18 protein-coding genes and 1 pseudogene are annotated in these 19127 nt (G+C 58.1%); 9 read left to right on the top strand and 10 right to left on the bottom strand.

Going from position 1 to position 19127, the window contains the following annotated elements; all coding sequences use genetic code 11:
* Positions 1–105: 105 nt before the first annotated feature.
* A complete protein-coding gene (gene mfd, locus ACTLLP_RS00310; protein ID WP_441059657.1) occupies positions 106–3462 on the bottom strand; it encodes a transcription-repair coupling factor in 3357 nt (1118 codons plus the stop codon).
* 18 nt (positions 3463–3480) lie between these two features.
* Complete coding sequence (pth, locus tag ACTLLP_RS00305) at positions 3481–4071, bottom strand: aminoacyl-tRNA hydrolase (protein ID WP_441059655.1); 591 nt, start codon at positions 4069–4071, stop codon at positions 3481–3483.
* Between the two features lie 71 nt (positions 4072–4142).
* Between pth and ACTLLP_RS00300 the strand changes: the two genes are divergently transcribed.
* Positions 4143–5141 carry a cytochrome c biogenesis ResB family protein gene (locus tag ACTLLP_RS00300; protein ID WP_441059653.1) on the top strand — a complete coding sequence of 333 codons (999 nt, stop codon included), beginning with the start codon at positions 4143–4145 and terminating at the stop codon, positions 5139–5141.
* 2 nt (positions 5142–5143) lie between these two features.
* On the top strand, positions 5144–5920 hold the full coding sequence (gene ccsA / locus ACTLLP_RS00295) for a cytochrome c biogenesis protein CcsA (protein WP_441059651.1): 777 nt from the start codon (positions 5144–5146) through the stop codon (positions 5918–5920).
* Here ccsA and ACTLLP_RS00290 read toward each other — a convergent pair.
* Positions 5917–7065 carry a radical SAM protein gene (locus ACTLLP_RS00290; RefSeq protein WP_441059649.1) on the bottom strand — a complete coding sequence of 383 codons (1149 nt, stop codon included), beginning with the start codon at positions 7063–7065 and terminating at the stop codon, positions 5917–5919. The genes ccsA and ACTLLP_RS00290 overlap by 4 nt on opposite strands.
* Before the next feature lie 243 nt (positions 7066–7308).
* On the opposite strand from ACTLLP_RS00290, the gene ACTLLP_RS00285 reads away from it, so the two are divergent.
* Entirely contained in the window at positions 7309–8028 is a 720-nt protein-coding gene (locus ACTLLP_RS00285) for a hypothetical protein (RefSeq protein WP_441059647.1), read from the top strand.
* A gap of 55 nt (positions 8029–8083) precedes the next feature.
* On the opposite strand, the gene ACTLLP_RS00280 is transcribed toward ACTLLP_RS00285, so the two are convergent.
* Entirely contained in the window at positions 8084–9010 is a 927-nt protein-coding gene (locus ACTLLP_RS00280; protein ID WP_441061516.1) for a ribose-phosphate diphosphokinase, read from the bottom strand.
* Positions 9011–9044: 34 nt separating this feature from the next.
* On the bottom strand, positions 9045–10409 hold the full coding sequence (gene glmU, locus ACTLLP_RS00275) for a bifunctional UDP-N-acetylglucosamine diphosphorylase/glucosamine-1-phosphate N-acetyltransferase GlmU (RefSeq protein WP_441059645.1): 1365 nt from the start codon (positions 10407–10409) through the stop codon (positions 9045–9047).
* Positions 10410–10591: 182 nt separating this feature from the next.
* Between glmU and ACTLLP_RS00270 the strand changes: the two genes are divergently transcribed.
* From ACTLLP_RS00270 to ACTLLP_RS00245, 6 genes and pseudogenes are all read left to right on the top strand, one after another.
* Positions 10592–11500: a selenium metabolism-associated LysR family transcriptional regulator gene (locus tag ACTLLP_RS00270; protein ID WP_441059644.1), complete on the top strand. Its 909-nt coding sequence runs from the start codon at positions 10592–10594 to the stop codon at positions 11498–11500.
* A gap of 62 nt (positions 11501–11562) precedes the next feature.
* Positions 11563–12633 (top strand): YedE family putative selenium transporter, encoded by a 1071-nt coding sequence (yedE, locus tag ACTLLP_RS00265; RefSeq protein WP_441059642.1) that lies wholly within the window; start codon positions 11563–11565, stop codon positions 12631–12633.
* A gap of 25 nt (positions 12634–12658) precedes the next feature.
* Positions 12659–12880 (top strand): sulfurtransferase TusA family protein, encoded by a 222-nt coding sequence (locus ACTLLP_RS00260; RefSeq protein WP_441059640.1) that lies wholly within the window; start codon positions 12659–12661, stop codon positions 12878–12880.
* A 241-nt stretch (positions 12881–13121) separates the two neighbouring features.
* The gene (locus ACTLLP_RS00255) at positions 13122–13361 is read left to right on the top strand and encodes an FmdB family zinc ribbon protein (protein ID WP_441059638.1); all 240 of its coding nucleotides are present in this window, start codon (positions 13122–13124) and stop codon (positions 13359–13361) included.
* 5 nt (positions 13362–13366) lie between these two features.
* Complete coding sequence (locus ACTLLP_RS00250) at positions 13367–14488, top strand: DVU0298 family protein (protein WP_441059636.1); 1122 nt, start codon at positions 13367–13369, stop codon at positions 14486–14488.
* A gap of 10 nt (positions 14489–14498) precedes the next feature.
* A pseudogene (locus ACTLLP_RS00245) lies at positions 14499–14822 on the top strand (DUF362 domain-containing protein); the annotation flags it as partial.
* 3 nt (positions 14823–14825) lie between these two features.
* Here ACTLLP_RS00245 and ACTLLP_RS00240 read toward each other — a convergent pair.
* From ACTLLP_RS00240 to dsrA, 5 genes are all read right to left on the bottom strand, one after another.
* Positions 14826–15440 carry a YkgJ family cysteine cluster protein gene (locus ACTLLP_RS00240; RefSeq protein ID WP_441059634.1) on the bottom strand — a complete coding sequence of 205 codons (615 nt, stop codon included), beginning with the start codon at positions 15438–15440 and terminating at the stop codon, positions 14826–14828.
* Positions 15437–16075 (bottom strand): tetratricopeptide repeat protein, encoded by a 639-nt coding sequence (locus ACTLLP_RS00235; RefSeq protein ID WP_441059632.1) that lies wholly within the window; start codon positions 16073–16075, stop codon positions 15437–15439. Before ACTLLP_RS00235 ends, ACTLLP_RS00240 begins: the two co-directional genes overlap by 4 nt.
* Before the next feature lie 97 nt (positions 16076–16172).
* Positions 16173–16412 (bottom strand): dissimilatory sulfite reductase D family protein, encoded by a 240-nt coding sequence (locus ACTLLP_RS00230; protein ID WP_441059630.1) that lies wholly within the window; start codon positions 16410–16412, stop codon positions 16173–16175.
* Between the two features lie 17 nt (positions 16413–16429).
* Positions 16430–17617: a dissimilatory-type sulfite reductase subunit beta gene (gene dsrB, locus ACTLLP_RS00225; protein ID WP_441059628.1), complete on the bottom strand. Its 1188-nt coding sequence runs from the start codon at positions 17615–17617 to the stop codon at positions 16430–16432.
* A 15-nt stretch (positions 17618–17632) separates the two neighbouring features.
* Entirely contained in the window at positions 17633–19048 is a 1416-nt protein-coding gene (gene dsrA / locus ACTLLP_RS00220; RefSeq protein WP_441061513.1) for a dissimilatory-type sulfite reductase subunit alpha, read from the bottom strand.
* Between the last annotated feature and the right edge of the window lie 79 nt (positions 19049–19127).

Below are 19127 nucleotides of genomic sequence, written 5' to 3'. Positions count from 1 at the left end.
AGAGCTTTTTTAGCGATTCACTTTAGAAGTAGTATACAGCATGGCCCGCTTGATTATTCATTTTTTTACCAGAAAGATCTTCCTGCACCCACTTCATCTCCAACATTATAAAGGAGTTTCTTGGAGATCCACAAGAAATTGTGACAATTTTTTAAGTTCCGCTTCGCTTTCCGGTCCCTTACCATGAGCAGGCAGCAATACCACAAAGTCCTCACCTTCCTGGCGCAAACGGGCCTTCCACTTCTCCGCCACCGCCAGGAGGCGGGCGGGCTCGAAGACGTGATCCGGAGCGAACACCAGGCGATAGTAATTGCCTTGGCGGCCAATGGAGCGCACGCGTAGCTGCTTCGCCTGAGCTCGCAGACGAGCCACAGCTAAAAGCAGAAGAAAGGGAGGAGGCGGCGAACCGTAGCGATCGCTGCAATAACGAGCCAGAGAGTCGATTTCGTCTGGAGCTCGCACCCGACTTAATTGCTGGTAAATTTCCATTTTTTGCTCGTAAGGGATGTAATCGTCGGGGATATAGGCCGCCACCACTAAGTCGATGGAAGGGTCCACTGGTGCCACTACCGGCTCGCCCCGAAGTTCCCTCACCGCCTCTTGAAGCAGGCTGCAATAGAGATCCAGCCCCACCGCCTGAATATGCCCATGCTGCTCGGTGCCTAGAAGATTGCCCGCCCCCCTTATTTCCAGATCCCGCTTGGCAATTTTGAAGCCGGCGCCCAAGGAAGTAAAGTCCCGGATGGCTCGTAGGCGAGCACGAGCCGCCTCGTTGATGATCCGATCACGTTGGTACAGGAAATAAGCGTAGGCTAGGCGATCGGTGCGCCCCACCCGCCCACGTAACTGATAGAGCTGCGCCAAACCTAGTTGATCGGCGTCCTTGACAATTAGCGTGTTGACATTGCCGATATCCAAGCCATTCTCTACAATAGTGGTGGCTACCAGCACATCGTAGCGGTGGTCGATAAAGTCCAGCATGATGCGCTCCAGCACCGCTTCCGGCATCTGCCCGTGGGCGTAGGCCACGCGGGCTTCCGGCACCAGGTGTTTGACCCAGTTAGCCACCTCTACGATCCCGGCCACCCGGTTATAGACGAAGTAAACCTGACCTCCCCGCGCCAGCTCCCGGCGGATAGCCTCGCGGATAAGAACTGGATCTTCCTCAACCACGTAAGTCTCAACTGGAAGGCGGTCGGGAGGAGGAGTGGCCAAGATGCTGGTATCCCTCAGTCCTACTAGAGACATGTAAAGAGTGCGGGGAATAGGAGTGGCTGTGAGGGTTAGCACATCCACCTCTCGCCGCCACAATTTAAGTTTTTCTTTTTGCATAACCCCGAAGCGTTGCTCCTCGTCTATAATCACCAGCCCTAGATCGTGAAAGCAAACGTCGTCCTGGAGCAGACGGTGGGTACCGATAACGATGTCCACTGCCCCCGTCCTTAGTCCCTCTATCACCTCCCGCTGTTCTGCCGGGGTCTGAAAGCGGCAAAGCCAGGCCACTTTGACCGGATAGGGGGCAAAACGCTGCGAGAAGGTCCGGTAATGCTGCTGAGCGAGAATGGTTGTGGGTACCAGGACGGCCACTTGTTTGCCATCCATCACCGCCTTAAAAGCCGCCCGCAAAGCTATCTCGGTTTTACCGAACCCCACATCCCCGCAGATCAAACGATCCATGGGGCGCGGTTTTTCCATATCGGCCTTGACCTCAGCGATAGCCCGCAGCTGGTCCGGGGTCTCCCGGTAAGGAAAAGCCGCTTCAAACTCTCTCTGCCAGGGAGTATCGGGAGAAAAAGCGTGTCCTTTAGCCGTCTGCCGCGCCGCGTAGAGGGCCAAAAGTTCCCTGGCCACATCGGTGACCGCCTTCTTCACCCGCGCCCGGGTCCGCTGCCACTCCGCTCCGCCCAAATGGGAAAGGCGGGGGCGAGTTCCCTCCCCCCCTACATAGCGCTCCAGCACCCCTAATTGGTCGGCCGGGAGGTAGAGACGATCCTCCCCAGCGTATTGGATGAGGGCGTATTCCCGCGTTACTCCCTCCACCGTTAGCGTGACCAGCCCCCGGTACAACCCTATACCGTGCTCCGGATGAACCACGTATTCTCCCGGTCGGAGTTCTCGCTCCTCCTCCGCCACCGGAGTGGCGGGCGGAGAAAAAGAAACCGCTCGCTGGCCAAAGATCTCGGCCGCGGTCAGTAGCACCAGCCGAGCTTCGGGGAAGATAAGCCCCTCGCGCAATCCGGGAGCGGTGAGCACCGTCACCGTGCCCACCGGAGCAGCGCCCGGCTCCAGCCGGGGAGCGAATCCATACGAACGCAGCCCTTCCAGCACCCCTTGACGTTGCTCTTCCCGATCCACCAATAAAATCACCCGGTAGTCGCGGGTGAACTCTCGCAACTCTTCTACCAGCTGAGGCAGCTTGCCCAGAAAATTGGGGGCCGTACGCACCGCCAGGCCCCGAGCCTGGCCATCATCTTCCGGTAAGAAGGAAAGCCGCAGGCACCCGCGCCAAGACGCCATGAGCTCCGCGAGACGCGCCCAGGGGAAAAAGGCGCGCTTCACCTCTGGTGGCAGCCGTTTGGCGGCGATGAGTTCCTGAAGATGGAAGCGACGACGCTCTTCCTCCTCTTCCGCCAGTCTGGCCGCCATCCGAGGCTCCACCAGTGCCAGAGGAGTTTCTGGAGTCAGATAATCCAGCAACGACGACACTTTAACGGAGGGTTGAGCCAGCAACGACTCAACGTAATAAGGTGGAGCTCCTTCGCGAGCCGGGGCGGGAGGAACTCCGGGCAGAAGCAACTCGGTGGCGGGATCTAATTCCACCCGGTCGAGCCGCTCCTGAGAGCGCTGGGTAAGGGGGTCAAAGGCCACCAAGCGCACTATCTGGTCTCCGTCCAGCTCCAGGCGGACCGGCCGCGTAGCGGAGATGGGAAAAAGGTCGATGATGCCGCCGCGCCGGGCGAATTGCCCCGGGAGCTCCACCGTCGAGACCCGGGTGTAGCCGGCCTGCACCAGCCGCGATCCCAACTCCTCGGGGGAGATTTCCCCCCCCAGACTCAGTTCCCAGCAGGAAGAAGCCAGGAGCTCCGGGGAGGGAAGCCCAGCCAGCAGCGCCGGGGCGGTGGCCACCACCAGACCCCGGCGGCGCAACAGGGCCGACAAGGATAAAATCCGCTGGCGGGGAACAAAAGAGGAAAGGCTGGCCGATCCCGAGGGGTCGCGGGGGAAAAACACCAGTACCCGCTCTCCCCAGAGCAACTTCAACTCCGCGGCCAGAGAGAGGGCCGTCTCCTCCTCCGGAACCACTACCAGCCCCACTGCTTCCCGGTGCCAAAGAGCGGCCAGCAAGAAACTCAAGGCCGTGCCGCTTACCCCGTAAACCGCCTGAGAGCGACCTTCCTCTAAGGCCCGCCGCAGGTTCTGCACCGAAGCGGCGCTAGCGAAAAGCTGTAACAACCACTCCATAGCCACTTTACCAGCAGATTATTGCTGGCGCTGGTGAAACTTATTCATGGCTTTTAGCATCCCCTCTCGCAAAACGCATTCCAGCACCATCACCGCCCGATCCAGCCAGCGATCGACTTCGGGCAGTTCATCTGGCGCAAAAGGGGTTAAGACATAAAGCGCTGGGTCCATCCCCTCCGGAGGGCGGCCGATGCCCAAACGCAACCGGGGCACCGCCGGAGTCCCCAGAGCTTCCAACACCGAGGCCATGCCCCGATGTCCTCCAGCCGAGCCGGATAAAGCCAGTTTCAAGCGCCCAGGAGGGAGATCCATGTCGTCGTAAACCACCAATATTTCTTCTGGCCGCAGCGAGTAGCGCTGGGATAACCGGCGCACCGCCTCCCCGCTAAGATTCATATAGGTGAGGGGCTTGAGCAAATGCACCTCCCCCCCCTCCAGGGGCAGCTTAGCCCACATAGCCTGCCAGCGAGATTGCTGGCGAAAGGAAAGGTGATGCCGCGAAGCCAGCCGATCTAATACCATGAAGCCCAAATTGTGGCGGGTAAAAGCGTAATGGGGCCCCGGATTGCCTAAACCTATTACCGCCCTGATTCTAGTTCTTTCGCCCAACTCTTGCGTGCCTCCCAGTTTGGCGCTAGAATTCTACTTGAACGCCCCTATGGTCTGGGAACGCGAAGAAGGTGAAGAAAATCTACCAGCGCCTTAAAAAGCATTTTACTTCCCTTCCCCACGTGCTTTTAGTCCTAGGCTTTATAGCCATTGCCGCCGCCCTGGGCACCGTCATCCCCCAGGGCCAGCCCGCTACCTATTATCAGGGCCGCTACGGCGAGTTCCTAAGTCAACTGCTTCTGCAGCTTCACCTCGACAACCTTTTTCGCTCCTGGTGGTACCTGCTGGCAGAGCTCTGGTTACTAGTAAGCTTGGCTTTTTGCACCCTGGAGCGAGCGCGGTTGGCCTGGAAACACCCCCGCTGGTGGGGATTGGTCCTGGCCCACACTGGTCTTATCCTGATCCTGGCTTCCCTTCTGGTAACTCCGTACGTTACCCAACACCTCGACGTAGATGCCGTGCCCGGTCAAACCGTCAACCTGAACGAACAACACTTCCCCTTCGACCTCCGTGTAGACCGCTTCCACGTTGAATACTATCCCGACGGGCTACCCAAACAGTACCTCACTCAGGTGATCCTGCTGCAGCAAGGTCAGCAGGTGTGCCAGGGGACCATCGCCGTCAACCACCCCCTATCCTACCGGGGGGTAAAGATCTATCAGATGAGTTACGGCTGGATGCTCAAGGGACGCCTGCTGATGGGTAACCAAACTATTCCCTTCAGCATCTTAAGCGGACCCGACCATCCTCTGGCCCTGGGACCGTTCCACCAGTTAATAGCCGAGTATTACCCTAACGCCCAGGGGCAACCCCAGGTATTTTACGCTCTCTACTTCCAGGGCAAACCGGTCACCATGGGGCTGTTGCCACTGGGCAAGGAAGGCGATCTGACCGGAGCCAAAATCGTCTTCGACCAGGCGGAGCAATACACCGGGCTGGAAGTCAAGAAAAATCCCGCCCTGCCGCTAACCTTCGCTGGTTTTATCCTGGCCTCGCTGGGAGTGCTGCTGCACCTTATCTGGCATCCGCGGCGCGCGCAGCTAGACATCGACCGAGAGGGAGGCAAATGAGCATGTCGGTCTGGGAAAACCAGAGTTTCACCCTCGCTTTCATAGCCTTCGGGCTGGCCCTCGCTTTCTACGCCGTTTATTACTGGATTAAAAAAGAAGGGCTGGCCCTCTTAGCCTATTATCTCCTGGCCCTAGGTGTCGTGGCATTGACGGTCAACATCGTTGCCCGCAGCGTGGCCAGCGGCCGCTGGCCCTTTGCCAACACTTACGAATTTCTCTTGTTGCTCCTCTGGGGCGCGGGAATAGCGGCCTTGTACGCTATCAGGCGCTACCGCTTACCAGAGCTAGGCATCTACCTCTCTCCAGTGTTGCTGGCGCTGATGGCCTACGCTTTTTACCTGCGCCGGGCCGCCGCTCCCCTGGTCCCCGCCTTGCAGAGTTATTGGCTGCAACTGCACGTGGCCACTGCCATCGTAGCTTACGGCGCTTTTACCCTCGCCTTCGCTTTGGCACTGATGTACCTTCGACGTCCCCAGCCCCATCTAGAAAAACTCACATACTACACCATCGCTTTCGGCTTCGCCTTTCAGACGCTCCTGCTCATCACTGGCGCCGTCTGGGCCGAGGAGGTATGGGGCGCCTGGTGGAGCTGGGACCCCAAGGAGACCTGGGCTTTGATCACCTGGGTAGTTTACGCCCTTTACCTGCACGGCTTCACCCGCGGCTACTGGCGCGGGCGGCGGGCCGCCTGGGTGGCTGTTTTGGGCTTCTTAGTAATGCTCTTTACCCTTTTCGGCGTCAATTATCTGCTAGGCGGGCTGCACAGCGAATACCGCTAAAGCCCTATCTCCGCATCGGTAAGGTAGCATCCAGGATCAGGAGCCCAGAAATCACCGTAAACGGCCTCGGCGCGGGCGCGGAAATTGCCGTTGCAGAGCTCCAGCCACTTACAACGAGCACATCGCCCTTGCAAATAGCGGCGCCGATCCCGGAGTTGTAACAGCAGTTCCGGAGGGCGCTCGAACCAGATGGTGCTGAAACTCTGCTCGCGCACGTTGCCCAAGGGGTGCTCGCGGGTGAATTGATCGGGATACACGTAGCCGTCCCAGTCCACCGCTCCGATCCCCAGGCCACTGCGGTTGCCCCCGTTGGCCTTAAGCCAAGCGTAAACCCGCTCGGCCCATTCCGGTCGTTCCCGGCGTAAACGCAGGTAAAGATATACGCCGTCGGCGTGATTATCGACGGTGAGAATTTCCTTGTTTTTCCCTTTCCGGTGAAACTGTGAAGCGCGCTCGATGATAGTATCCAAAACCTGCCGCTTAGTCTCCGCATCCAGATCCTCCTGCAATAAATGCCGGCCCCTCCCCACCGAAACCAGGTGGTAAAAGCAAACCCTATCGATGTCCTCCTCCTCCACCAAATCCAAGATAGCCGGTATTTCCCGGTAGTTATTGCGGGTGATGGTGAAGCGCAGCCCCACCCGTTGCCCCACCTCACGGCAAGCGCGAATGCCCTCTAGAGCAGCAGCGAAAGCTCCCGGCACCCCTCGCATCCGGTCGTTGAACTCCTCCATACCGTCCAAGCTTATGCCCACGTAGCCCACCCCGAGCTCTTTAAAGCGGCGGGCCACCTCGCGGTCGATGAGAGTCCCGTTGGTAGAGACCACCGGCCGGAGACCCAGGGAGCGGGCGTAATGCACCAGAGTGAAAAAGTCGGGACGCAAAAGGGGTTCACCGCCGGAAAAAAGCAGCACCGGCACCCGGTAAGTGGCCAGGTCCTCGATAAACCGGCGGGCCTCCTCAGTGCTCATCTCGTGCGCTGCCGGTCCCGGAGTAGCGCTGGCGTAGCAGTGAAGGCAGCGGAGGTTACAAGCGCGGGTGGAGTTCCAAACCACCACCGGCCGCACCGATCCGTCCCCTCCGGCGTAGCGCAGCCGGTCTCCGAGCTCCTCCTGACCAGAAATCATTTTCGATACGCTGAGCATGTGTCTTCTCCTCTCCGCTAACTTCTCCCCACTATTTTAAATCATTTCAGCCTCTCCCGTCGAACCCGGAGTCTCGCGACTTGCAGAAAAGGGGCAACCCGCGAAGAGGCCGGGCAGAGCAATTTTAAAAGCCAGGTAATATCGTTTTCAGTGAAGCAGGAGTCCTCCCTGCCAGTGTGGAATCAATATCAAACAAGCGAAAAGCTTCACCAACGAAAAACCCTTACGAAAGGGGGTGAAACAGTGGGGGGGATAAACTTCAAGAGCGCGTCTCCTTACATCATCGTGGCCCTGCTGTTCGTGCTCGGCGTAGGCTTAAACGCCATACTAAGCGCCCGCGGAGAGGGCCCGAAGGCCCCGGGAACCGAAGCGGTGGCGGGAGAGTACCAGTTGGCCAGCTTCAAATGCGCTCAGTGTCATGAGATGTGGCCTTACATTTCCACCTGGATGTTCTCCTTCCATAACAAGATTAGCTGTGAAAGCTGCCACACCAACATTGATCTGGCGGCTATGGAAAAAGCTCACGCCACCGGGGACTATCGGAAACCCATATCCCTGAAAGTGCCCATCGACCGTGGCGTCTGCCTTGGCTGCCACGATGGTTACCGGGTACCTTCTATGCCGGGAGACCTTAAGGACCCGCATCTGATTCACTTCAAGGCAGATATCCAATGCGTTGCTTGCCATTCCGGAGCCACCCACTTCAACATCAACGAACGCAATCTTTTCCAGCTACCCCAGTTTAGCAACTACAGCAACTGGCGCCCGGATTTGGTGAAAACCATCGCTACCTTGCCTTACTCTCGGCCTACCATGGGGACTTGTTTCCAATGCCACGAAACCGTGTTCAATCCCAACTACAATCCGGAGAAACCCACCAAGCCGGCTTACGAATTACTTCCTTGCACCGCTTGTCACACCCAATACACCAATCCTTCCCAGTTGCCACCTAGTTACCGGTAACATTGAAGCGGGGGGGCTACACCCCCCCTTTTTTGTTTCCCGTTGAGACCGAGCTTTAATCGAAAAGCTTGGACACGGAAAGATCCTCGTGAATGCGGATGATAACCTCTCCTATCAAGGGTGCCACCGAAACCACGGTGACCTTGTCCAGACGCTTCTCCGGCGGCAAGGGAATGGTGTCGGTCACAAATATTTCCTTGATGGCTGGGGTGTTGAGCCTTTCTACCGCTTGGCCCGAAAAGACCGGATGGGTGCAGAGCACATAAACCTCCTTAGCCCCCCAAGCGATTAAAGCTTCCGCTCCCCGCACGATGGTCCCGGCCGTATCGATAATATCGTCCACCATAACTGCCGTCTTGCCTTGCACCGGCCCTATGACATTCATGACTTCCGCTTCGTTCGGCTCGGGGCGCCGCTTATCGATCACCGCCAGGGGAGCGCCTATGCGCTTGGCCAATTCCCGCGCTCGCACCACCCCACCCACGTCAGGGGAGACCACCACCACGTCTTCCAATTCCCGCGCCGCCAAATGCTGAGCCAGCAAAGGTCCCGCGGGCAGATGATCAACCGGAATATCGAAAAAACCTTGCACCTGCCCCGCGTGCAGATCCACCGTCAAGACCCGACGCGCTCCCGCCGCAGTTATGAGGTTGGCCACCAGCTTAGCCGTGATCGGCTCGCGCCCGCGTGTCTTGCGATCCTGCCGCGCATAACCGTAATAGGGAATCACCGCCGTGATGCGCCGCGCCGAAGCCCGGCGCAATGCGTCGATAAGGATGAGAAGTTCCATAAGGTTTTCGTTCACAGGCGAACAGGTGGGCTGGATGACGAAGACATCGGCCCCCCGAACATTCTCGTTGATGCGGACAAAGATCTCCCCGTCGGAGAAGCGCCCCACAACGCAGTCGCCTAACGGCACACCCAGATACTGGCAAATATCGGCTGCTAACTTGGGGTTAGCGTTACCAGAAAAGATCAGCATATTTTTAAAACGGGAAAACAAGGCCACTTGCCGCTCACCGCCTTTTTCTTCTAGTCCACTCTGGTATGTTCACCTGCCGGCTCCGCGCCACCCCCAGGGCCTCTTCAGGAACGTCCTTGGTGATGGTAGAACCAGCACCTACGTAAGCGCGGCGACCTACCCGCACCGGCGCCACCAGATTGGTGTTAGAGCCAATGAAGGCAAAGTCCTCAATTACGGTAGGCCACTTCTTTTCGCCATCGTAATTGCAGGTGATCGTCCCCGCTCCAATGTTCACTCCTGCCCCTATATCAGCATCACCAATATAGCTCAGATGCGGAATTTTGCTGCCCGGACCCACCACCGAATTCTTCACTTCCACGAAGGTGCCCACCCGAGCTCCGGCGCGCAACCGGCTACCCGGCCGTAAATAGGCAAAGGGCCCCACCCGACTGCCGTCCTCCAGTTCCGCTTCGATTATCACCGCCCCTCCCTCCAGTATTACCTCCTGCCCCAGGACGGCATCACGCAATCGGGACCAGGGACCAATGACGCAATTTTCTCCCACTACCGTGCGTCCCTCCAGAAAAGTGAAAGGATAAATAATGGTGTCGGACCCCACGCGCACGCCCGGCTCGATGAAGGTGAGCTCCGGAGCTACCAGAGTGACGCCAGAAGCCATAAGTTCCTCCGCCACCCTTCGTCGCAGGACGGCCTCGGCTTCAGCCAACTGCTTCCGATCGTTGACTCCTTTAAACTCCTCGGCCTCCGGAGCCTTCCAACAGCACACCCGTTGGCCGGCTTGCAGGAGCAAGGCCAGAGCATCGGTCAAGTAATATTCCCGCTGGACATTGTCCGGCCGGAGCTGAGGCAGCACGGAAAAAATTTGGGGGCCAAAGCAGTAAATGCCGGTGTTGACCTCCCGCAGGGTCAGCTCCTCTGGAGTGGCATCCTTGTGCTCGACGATGCGACTGAGCTCCCCATCGCGATTTCGCACGATGCGCCCGTAACCGGTAGGATCGTTCAGTTCCGTGGTGAGCACCGTAGCCGCGGCGCCGGCGGCTCGATGGCGCTCCCACAAAGAGCGCAAGGTCTCCCCGCGCACCAGAGGAACGTCGCCCGGCAATACCAGCAGATCCCCCGTAAATCCTGAGAGTAGCTCCTGAGTCTGCAATAAAGCGTGCCCCGTTCCCAATTGCTCGGTCTGCCACACCACCTCGGCCTGGCCTTCCAGTAGCGCAGCCACCGCCTCGCCTTCGTGGCCCACCACCACGATGATCCGGGAAGCACCTGCCTCCCTGACCGCTTGCAACACTAACTCCAGCATCGGTCGCCCGGCCACCCGGTGCAGCACTTTGGGCCAGCGGGACTTCATCCTCGTCCCTTTGCCCGCCGCCAATATCACCGCTACCATTTCCATCGTTCGCTTTATCCCACCCTAACCTCAACAGCTTTCCCGCCAAGTTCTGCGCCTGGCCTACAGTTTTAATCCCAAGGGAAGTTTTTTCGGCATAGCACCCGGAAATCCCTTTATTTTAGGCTCCCTTGACCAGATATATTCCTGAAAGTTATAGTAAAAGCAAGCGAAGGGAGGTGGGGAGGATGAAACTCAGCTGGCTTCAGACCTTCGTCCTCGTAGCCGAAAAACGATCCTTCTCGATAGCAGCCCGCGAACTGGATCTTACCCAGCCGGCGGTTTCCAAACACATTGCTATGCTAGAAGCTTATTTGGAAACCAAGCTTATCGACCGGGACCAGCGTCAATTGGTTCTCACGGAGGCAGGAGAAATACTGCTGCCCTACGCCCGCTCTGTGATCCAGACCCTTAACGAAGCCGAGAAAGCGGTGAAAACCCACGCCGAGCAAATTAAGGGAGCGTTCGACATAGGCGCCAGCACCATACCCGGCCACTATGTGCTGCCCCAACTCATCCGGCGGTTCCGCGAGAAATATCCCCAGGTCCGCATTAACTTGCAAATAGCCGATACCGAAAAGGTGCAGCAGCAGGTGCTGGAGCAAAAGTTTTGTCTCGGTGCCGTGGGAGCCCCCCCTGAATTCCCCACCCTGGAAGCGGTGCCTTTCGCTACCGACGAGATTGTGCTGGTGCTACCGGTGGCTCACCCCTTAGCTAACCGAGAAGCGATCGCTCCCGAGACCTTGCTGGAACTGGATTGGGTGAGGAGAGAAAAGGGTTCGGGAACCCGGCAAACCGTCGAGGAACATTTGCGCCGCTGGGGCATAAGCCCGGAAAAATTGCATGTCGTAGCCGAGTTTAACACCACCGAAGCGGTGCTGGCGGCAGTAGAAGCCGGGCTAGGAGGAGCCTTTGTCTCCCGGGGGGCTGCTGAGAGCCGCTGCCAGCAGGGAAAGCTCGCTTGCGTGCGGCTGGAAGGCCGAGCGCTGCACCGGGAACTCTACCTCATCTACTCTCGCTATCGCACCCTTCCCCACCTGGCCCGCCTCTTCCTACAATTCGCCACCCAGGATAAATTTAATTCATACGCAGGATAACGAAGAGGAAAGAGTTCCCCCAACGCCGAAATAAAAATTTAAAAGTAGAAGGGGGGATACAGTTGCCGGACAAGGTGCGTATCGGCGCGGCAGGGGTAATAGTGGGAATACTCGCGTTAGTGCTGATGAAGTACGGTAACCCGCCGAACATGGGCTTTTGCATCGCTTGCTTCCTGCGTGACATTGCTGGTGCGGTGGGGCTGGACCGGGCAGCCAAACTCCAATATTTGCGCCCGGAAATTGTAGGCCTCGTTCTCGGAGCTTGGATCTCGGCCTTAATCACCCGGGATTTTCGACCGGTGGGTGGCGCTGCACCATGGACGCGGTTTGTGCTAGGTTTTTTTGCCATGATTGGTTTTTTGGCCTTTATGGGTTGTCCCTTACGCATGGTGCTGCGTCTAGCAGCCGGTGATCTCAACGCGGTGGTAGGGCTATTGGGCCTGGTCGTTGGAGTGCTCATCGGCATTTTCTTCATCAACCGGCGCTTCACCCTGGGAAGAGCTCAGCCCCAAAGCCGCTTAGGAGGCCACCTCTTCCCGGGAGCCATGTTGATCCTCCTCTTGTTCATATTTTTAAAACCTTCCTTTATCTTGTACAGCACTTCGGGACCAGGAAGTATGCACGCCCCCGTGCTTCTTTCCTTGGCCGCCGGTGCCATTCTGGGCATCCTGGCCCAGCGGGTGCGCCTTTGCATGATCGGCGGCTTCCGAGACTACGCTTTCTTTCGCGACAGCTACCTGCTAACCGGCTTCCTCGCCATTCTAATCACCGTTTTTCTAGGCGATGTCTTTTGGCTGCACACCTTTAAACTTGGCTTCGCCGGGCAGCCCATCGTCAACCCCAGCGGGTTGTGGAATTTTCTGGGCATGACCTTGGGGGGCATGGCCTCCGTCCTTTTGGGTGGCTGCCCATTGCGCCAGTTGGTAGCAGCATCCGAAGGTAATATGGACGCAGCCGTAGCGGTTACCGGCATGATCGTGGGAGCAGCCCTGGCTTACAACTTCAACCTGGCTGCCACCACCGAAGGAATGCCGCCCAATGGCCAGCTGGCCGTTATCCTGGGCCTGATACTCACCGCGGTGATCGGCTGGGCGAGCCGACCGGTGGGCGTTGCCCAGCAAGTCCAGGCCTAACCAAAGCGGACAAGGAGGGGAAAAGGTGGAGAGTTTGGTCGACGCCCGAGGGTTACTTTGTCCCGAACCGGTATTGATGGTAAAGCGCGAGATGGACCGCTTGGGAGGCAAGGGAAAGATTAAGGTTTTGGTAGATTCGGGCGCCTCGAAAGAAAATATCAGCCGCCTGGCCCGTAACCAAGGGTGGAGCGTGACCGTCAGCGGCAAAGCCCCGGAGTTTACTCTTATTTTGGAAAAAAGCCTCTGACCCTTTTCGGCAAGTCCCGTTTTCTCGCCGGGCATCGGCTTTCCGATTTGAGCCTGGAGGCGTCCAAGATCGGGGCCCGGGCGTAACGCCTAGGCCCCGATAAGGTTTTAACCGCGCGACGCCACCCCAACGACGGCTCCCAACGGCTGAGGATAAGACCCCGAGACGCCCACTTTAGTAGACAAACCCCGCGCTTTCCTGATAAGCTTTAAGCAAAGCCACCATGTGGAGGGTTTGCGTCATGCCGATTTTCGAGTTCAAATGCTCCGAGTGCGGTCACGTCTTCGAAAAGCTCTTTCGTGACTCCAATGAAGAAGTCACGCTGCAATGCCCCCAATGCCAATCGCCTCACCTGGAGCGGGTTATCAGCCGGGTAAGCTACCAGATGGGCACCCGCGGCAAAGGCCCCAAGATTACCACCAAGTCCTGTGGCCCCGGCAATACCTGCGCTACTATTGAGATACCGGGGAGGTACGATTAGCGCCCATGGGCAAAACGCCTATAATCCGGGAACCCAATTGGGAGCCGGCCCTTTGCCCTTTTTGCCGCTCTCCCATTCCCCGGCCGCGGGAGATCAACCCCCCCGAGCGACCTTCGCTGATGCCGGTGGGTCAATGCCCGCGCTGTGGAGCTGTCTACGCTCTGGACGTGACCGGCCGTAACTTGGGCGCCGCCTTTGTCGATGCCCTGGTTTTCGCCTGCGATTTGGACTGGGACCTGGCCTGGAGTCTAAGCCCCGAGGAAGATTACCGCCAGGAAATAGTGGAGGGCTACCACGTCGAAGGCCACTTCATCGCTCCCGATAAGGTCTGGGAAGGCAGGCGAGTGCGGGGAGCTCTCTTCTTCGTCCTCTTGGCCCAAGATCTGCAAGAAGTTACTCAGGAAGGGCGACAACGCCATTTGGAACAGGCGAGGCCGCTGGAGTGGAGCCTGAAACCTGAACCGGAACTCCAGGCCCCCACCGCGCCTCTGACCAAACGAGAGGTAGAGCAATTGGTGGCCGAATTCCGCCTAGACCCCGTTGTGGCAGCTGCCCGACAGGACAAGAAGATCACCCGCTATCTGCAGCGGTTACTCTGCGCCGGCGAAGAACTCATCCGCCTGCGAGCCGCTGAGGCCATGGGGCGAGCGCTGGCAGCCCTGCTGGAAAACCAGCCGGCCACTGCCGTGGCCGTGTTCCAAGGGCTCTTCAACCACTTCCGCGACTCCAGCGCTTCCCCCTGGGGCTGCATTGATGCCATCGGCGAAGCCACTGCCCGAGCTCCGGACACCTTCGCCCGCTACTTTCCGCGCCTCTTCCCCTTGCTCGACGATCCCACTTTGCAGGAAACCGTGCTCCGGGCGCTGTGCCGGGTGGGAGAAAGTAAACCGGAGCTCCTGCGTAGCCTAGCTCCTCGCGTGCCCGATTTGCTGCTGAACCCTCGGGCGGGCGTGCGGGCTTACGCCGCTTGCCTGGCAGGCCAGCTGGGGCTTAAAGCAACCGCCCCGCAATTAGAAACCCTTGCCCAGGATCCGGAAGAAGTGGCATACTATGAACATGGGGAATTGAATACCCGCCGGGTGGCCGATTTTGCCAATGAAGCGCTGGCCCGGCTAGCAATACCCTAGAGAAAAAGAAAGGAAGCGAAACGACATGCGCGTAGACCCTAGCCGCTGCCTTGGCTGTGGCGCTTGTCTCAAGGTGTGCCGTCGCGGGGCCATTTCCTTGGTCGGAAACCGGGCCTTCATAGACCCTAAGAAATGCGTTGAATGCGGCGCTTGCGCTCGCGTCTGCCCCCAGGGCGCCATCCTCACCGAGCAGACTGCGGCCCCTGAAAAACGGGCAGCCGCGGCCCCCGATTTCTACCCCACGCCCCCCACTTGCCCCTTACATAATTGGGGCCGGGGTCAGGGTTTCGGTAGGCAATGCCGACGCCGGCGCTGCCGGGGACGGCATTGGTAGAAATCAGGACCATTTACCTGCCAGCAGATCCTCCACCGAAACCCGAAGCACCAGCGGGAGCGAAAGCAACAACCCAGCTCGTTCCTCATCGCCGAGGAGTTCCAGCGATAAATGGTAAAGTTGACGATAAGCGGTATCTAGGTTAAAGGCCTGGTACCGCTCTCCCGCTTCAAAGTCCGCCTTCCAGCAAACCTGAGCTCTCCCCTGAATGGTAACCGGCATACCGTAAACCCGGCAGGTCAGGGGCCGAAACGGGTAGAGCACGCATTGCCCTTCGTTATTCAGCAGCGGGCAACGTACCCGCTCGCGGGCCATGATCCTTCCTTGCATTGACGGGTCACTCTGGTGCCGAGCTAGTTTTCGCTCCAGCTCCCGCAGCTGCTCTTCGGCCACAGCGGCACGGGCCAAAGCCGCTTGCTGTTCCTCCACCGGGAGGTCAGCAAATTTTTCCCGGAGATACACCGCCTCCACCGGAAAAAGGCCAAAAACTGCGTAGCAACAATCGGTACAACCCACCTGGCACTTGATTCGACTCCCCATCTGCTCCTGGGCGCGGGCGAAAATTAGATCGGCCCACTCCACCAGTTCCTCGTAAGCGGCCTTGATCGATTCCTTCATGGCTTTTCCCCCTGTCTTAGGTAGGGCTGCAAACGCTCCAGAAAATCGGGATGCACCGGGAAATTACAAGCCACGGCCTGCTGTACGTGCTCGGCGGCCAACTCATAATCGCCCCGCAGGTAGTAAGCACAGGCCAGGTTGTTGTGGGCCAGGCCGAAGTCCGGGGCAATTTCTATCGCCTTTCGCCCCACTTCCACCGCCTTGTCCACATCCCCTTTCTGCAAATAAGCGCTCACCAGATTGCACCACGCCTGAGCCATTCGAGGCTCTAATTGGATAGCCTTCTCCAGCGCCGCGATAGCCTCGTCGGTGCGCTCCAACTGGAGGAAAGCGAAGCCCAAATTAGCGTAGCCCCGCGAATACCTAGGCTCGATGGCTACCGCAGCCTGGTTGGCTTCTACTACTCCTTCCAAATCACCCCGCTTGTAGTAAATATATCCCAAGTTAACCCAGGCCTCAAACATCCGCAGCCCGTTGCTAATGGCTTCGCGAAAATAATCCTCCGCCTCCTCCAAACGCCCCTCCCGCAAGGCCATAAAGCCCAAATTGTAGAGGGAGGTAGCGCATTCCGCGTTCTCGTCCAAGCGCTGCTGCTGCTCGGCGATAAACTGGTAGTCTTCACGGCTTCTTACCAAGATTACACCTCCATGCCCGTACACCTTCCAGGTGATTGAGAAAATAAGCGGAGGCCACCCTCCGGCAGCCTCCGCCAGATTCACTGCAGCGTCATGGTTACTCCGTGTCGGTGGTTTCGCCCTCTCTCCCCTTCAAGCAATACATGGTGGTACTGCCAGTGGAGAAATAGGCCACCTTATCCTCGTTCACCAGCTCCGTGCAGGCCTTTTTGATGTCCCGCATGCCGGCATTGGGCACCTTCTGCTTCACAGCTTTTTCCAAGTCCTTGAAGTAATGCTTCGACTTCTTGGAGGAAGTCAGATACTCCAGTATAGCGTTTTTGATATCCTCCATCATAATACATCAACCCCTTTTTATTCTACACCGCCCGCCGCCTTGGACACCGCCCACGCCAGCTCGGTAAACCGGAATTGGGTACTGGTCCGGTAAGTGTCGTAAGCCAAGCGGTAATCGTCCAGGAGGTGATAAGTGAAGGGGAGCTCGCAGAGCTCGAAGAAGCGCTCCCAGCCAATTCGCTCAGCCCAGTCACCTAGACGCTCGTACTTGTTGGCGTGCTTAGCATAGGTCTCCAGGATCTTCTTGACCGTCTGGCACACCTCCGGGAAGCGCGGGAAATGGTTAGGCAGATACGCCACCACCACTTTAGAGAACTTGGGCGGCGAGATGCGGTTGGATACCTTACCGCCAGCCACGATGGCGATACCGTCGCCTTCTTTGTCGGCGATGGGCAGGGCGGGGCACATGGTGTAGCAGTTGCCGCAGAACATGCAACGGTCCTCGCGGATTTTAACCGACTTCTTGCCATCGGGCGTGGTAGCCGGAGATATGGCGCCCAGAGGACAGGAAGCTATCACTGTAGGTACTTCGCAGAGCTTGGCCACGTATTCGGTGTCTACCGCTGGAGGCTTGCGGTGGATACCCACCATAGCTATGTCTGAGCAGTGCACAGCACCGCACATGTTGAGGCAGCAAGCCAGCGCGATGCGCACCTGAGCCGGCAAGGTCATGCTCTGGAAGTAATCGAACAATTCGTCCATCAGCGCCTTAACCACGGAGGAAGCGTCGGTAGCCGGCGTGTGGCAGTGCACGTACCCCTGAGTGTGCACGATATTGGTGACGCTGGCACCCGTGCCACCGATGGGGAACTTGTAGCTGCCCGAGTAAAATTTGCGGCTAGCCAGATCCTTCTTTAACGCCTCCAGCTTCTCCTCGCTGTCCACCAGGAACTCGATGTTATTGCGGGTGGTGAAACGGACGTAGCCATCGCAATACTTATCGGCGATGTCGCAGATCTCCCGTACGAAGGCCACCGTCATGGTACGCATCCCGCCGGTGCGCACCGTATATACTTTTTCCCCGGTCTCCGAGACATGCACCAACACTCCCGGCTCCAGTATCTCGTGATAAAGCCACTTGCCGTAGTTACGCTGGATTACTGGAGGGAAAAACTCCCAATAGTGCCGGGGACCAATATCGGTTATGCGATTTTCATGCGGCTTCTCGGGATTGAAAACACCAAAACGGGTAGTCGAAAGGCCCATTCTTCCCCACCTCCCTTATCTCGCGTGCCGCGACCGGTAGTCGTTGATGTCGCGCTTGAAGCCGCCCGGCACATCTTCTTCTTTCCAGAAGATGTAAGGGTTGGCCCTTGGAGCCCAGACCATGTGCGGCGACGGGGGCAACCCGATGGTATCCAGGAAACGCCACAGGCCCATGCGCTGGATGAGCTCGCCCAGACGCTCGCGGTTCTTGCCCTCTTCCATCCACACTTCCCAGATCTTATCGATGAGCTCCTTGAGGTTGTCGTAAGGCGGCTCCATCTTCATGAAGGGCACCAGGGCCAGCGACAGTTGCGCGCCTTCCAGGATGGGGGCCTTAGCGCCTACTAGGATACAGGCTCCGGTGTCCTTACCCGGACGCAGCGCCTTTGGCATCACATTGATGCAATGCATACAGCGCACACAGTTGGCGTCGTCGATATATAGCTCTTCGCCCTCCAAGCGCATACACCTGGTGGGGCAGAGATCGATGACCTCTTTTTGGATATCGAACTTGCCCCAATCGCGGCCTTTATGCGCTCCGGCGTTGGGAAGAATCTCGCCCTTGATGTAAGCTCGCACCGCGTCCTGGTCGATGCGAATCCCGTCCCGCCAAGTGCCGATCACCGAAAGATCGGCGCGGGCAATGGCCGCCACGCAGTCGTTGGGGCAACCGCTGAACTTGAACTTGAACTTATAGGGGAAAGCCGGACGGTGCAGCTCGTCCTGATAATGCATGGTGAGCTCGTAGCAGGCCTCTTGAGTGTCGTAACAAGACCACTCGCAACGCGCCTTACCCACGCAGCAGGAGGGCGTCCGCAGGTTGGAACCCGAACCACCCAAGTCCTGGCTGAGGTGATGAGCCATTTCCTGGAAGATGGGCTCGAGTTGCTCGGTGGTGGTTCCCAGGAAGACCAGGTCACCAGTGGAACCGTGCAGGTTCATGACCCCACTGCCACGAAACTCCCAGAGATCGCAGATGGCACGGAGAAAATCGGTCTTATAGAACTTGCTGGCGGGCTGGTTTACCCGCATAGTGTGGAAGTGAGCGATACCGGGGAACTTATCAGGGAGGTCGGAGTACCGGCCAATTACACCGCCGCCGTAACCGATCACACCTACGATGCCGCCATGCTTCCAGTGAGTCTCACCGTGAACGAAGGAGATTTCAACCTGGCCCAGGAGGTCTTCTACCACCTCGCGCGGGATCATCATCCGATCGTCGGCCAACTTACGGCGCCGCCAAGCTTCCGCTTTAAGGTCGGCTACGAAGCTGGGCCACGGGCCCGTTTCCAGCTGGTCCAATAGCGGAGTGTCGTGCTTGATCTTGAAAGCCTTCATTTCTTCGTCGGTGGGATTACGCAGTTCTTCGTCCGTGTAAATGCGCAGATCCTGGTACTTTATCTCTTTCTGGGGAACCTTCGGCTTAAACATGGCTTTCAACCGCTGCCCCCTTTCTCCTTAAAACAGATTTTTAGCCAGGAAAACCAGCAGAACATCCCAATACGCCCTC

The organism is Desulfothermobacter acidiphilus (assembly GCF_052073645.1).
GTDB lineage: Bacteria > Bacillota > Desulfotomaculia > Desulfotomaculales > Ammonificaceae > Desulfothermobacter > Desulfothermobacter acidiphilus.
The sequence above is the reverse complement of the archived record's forward strand: the minus strand, read 5'-3'. Positions and strand labels throughout refer to the sequence as shown.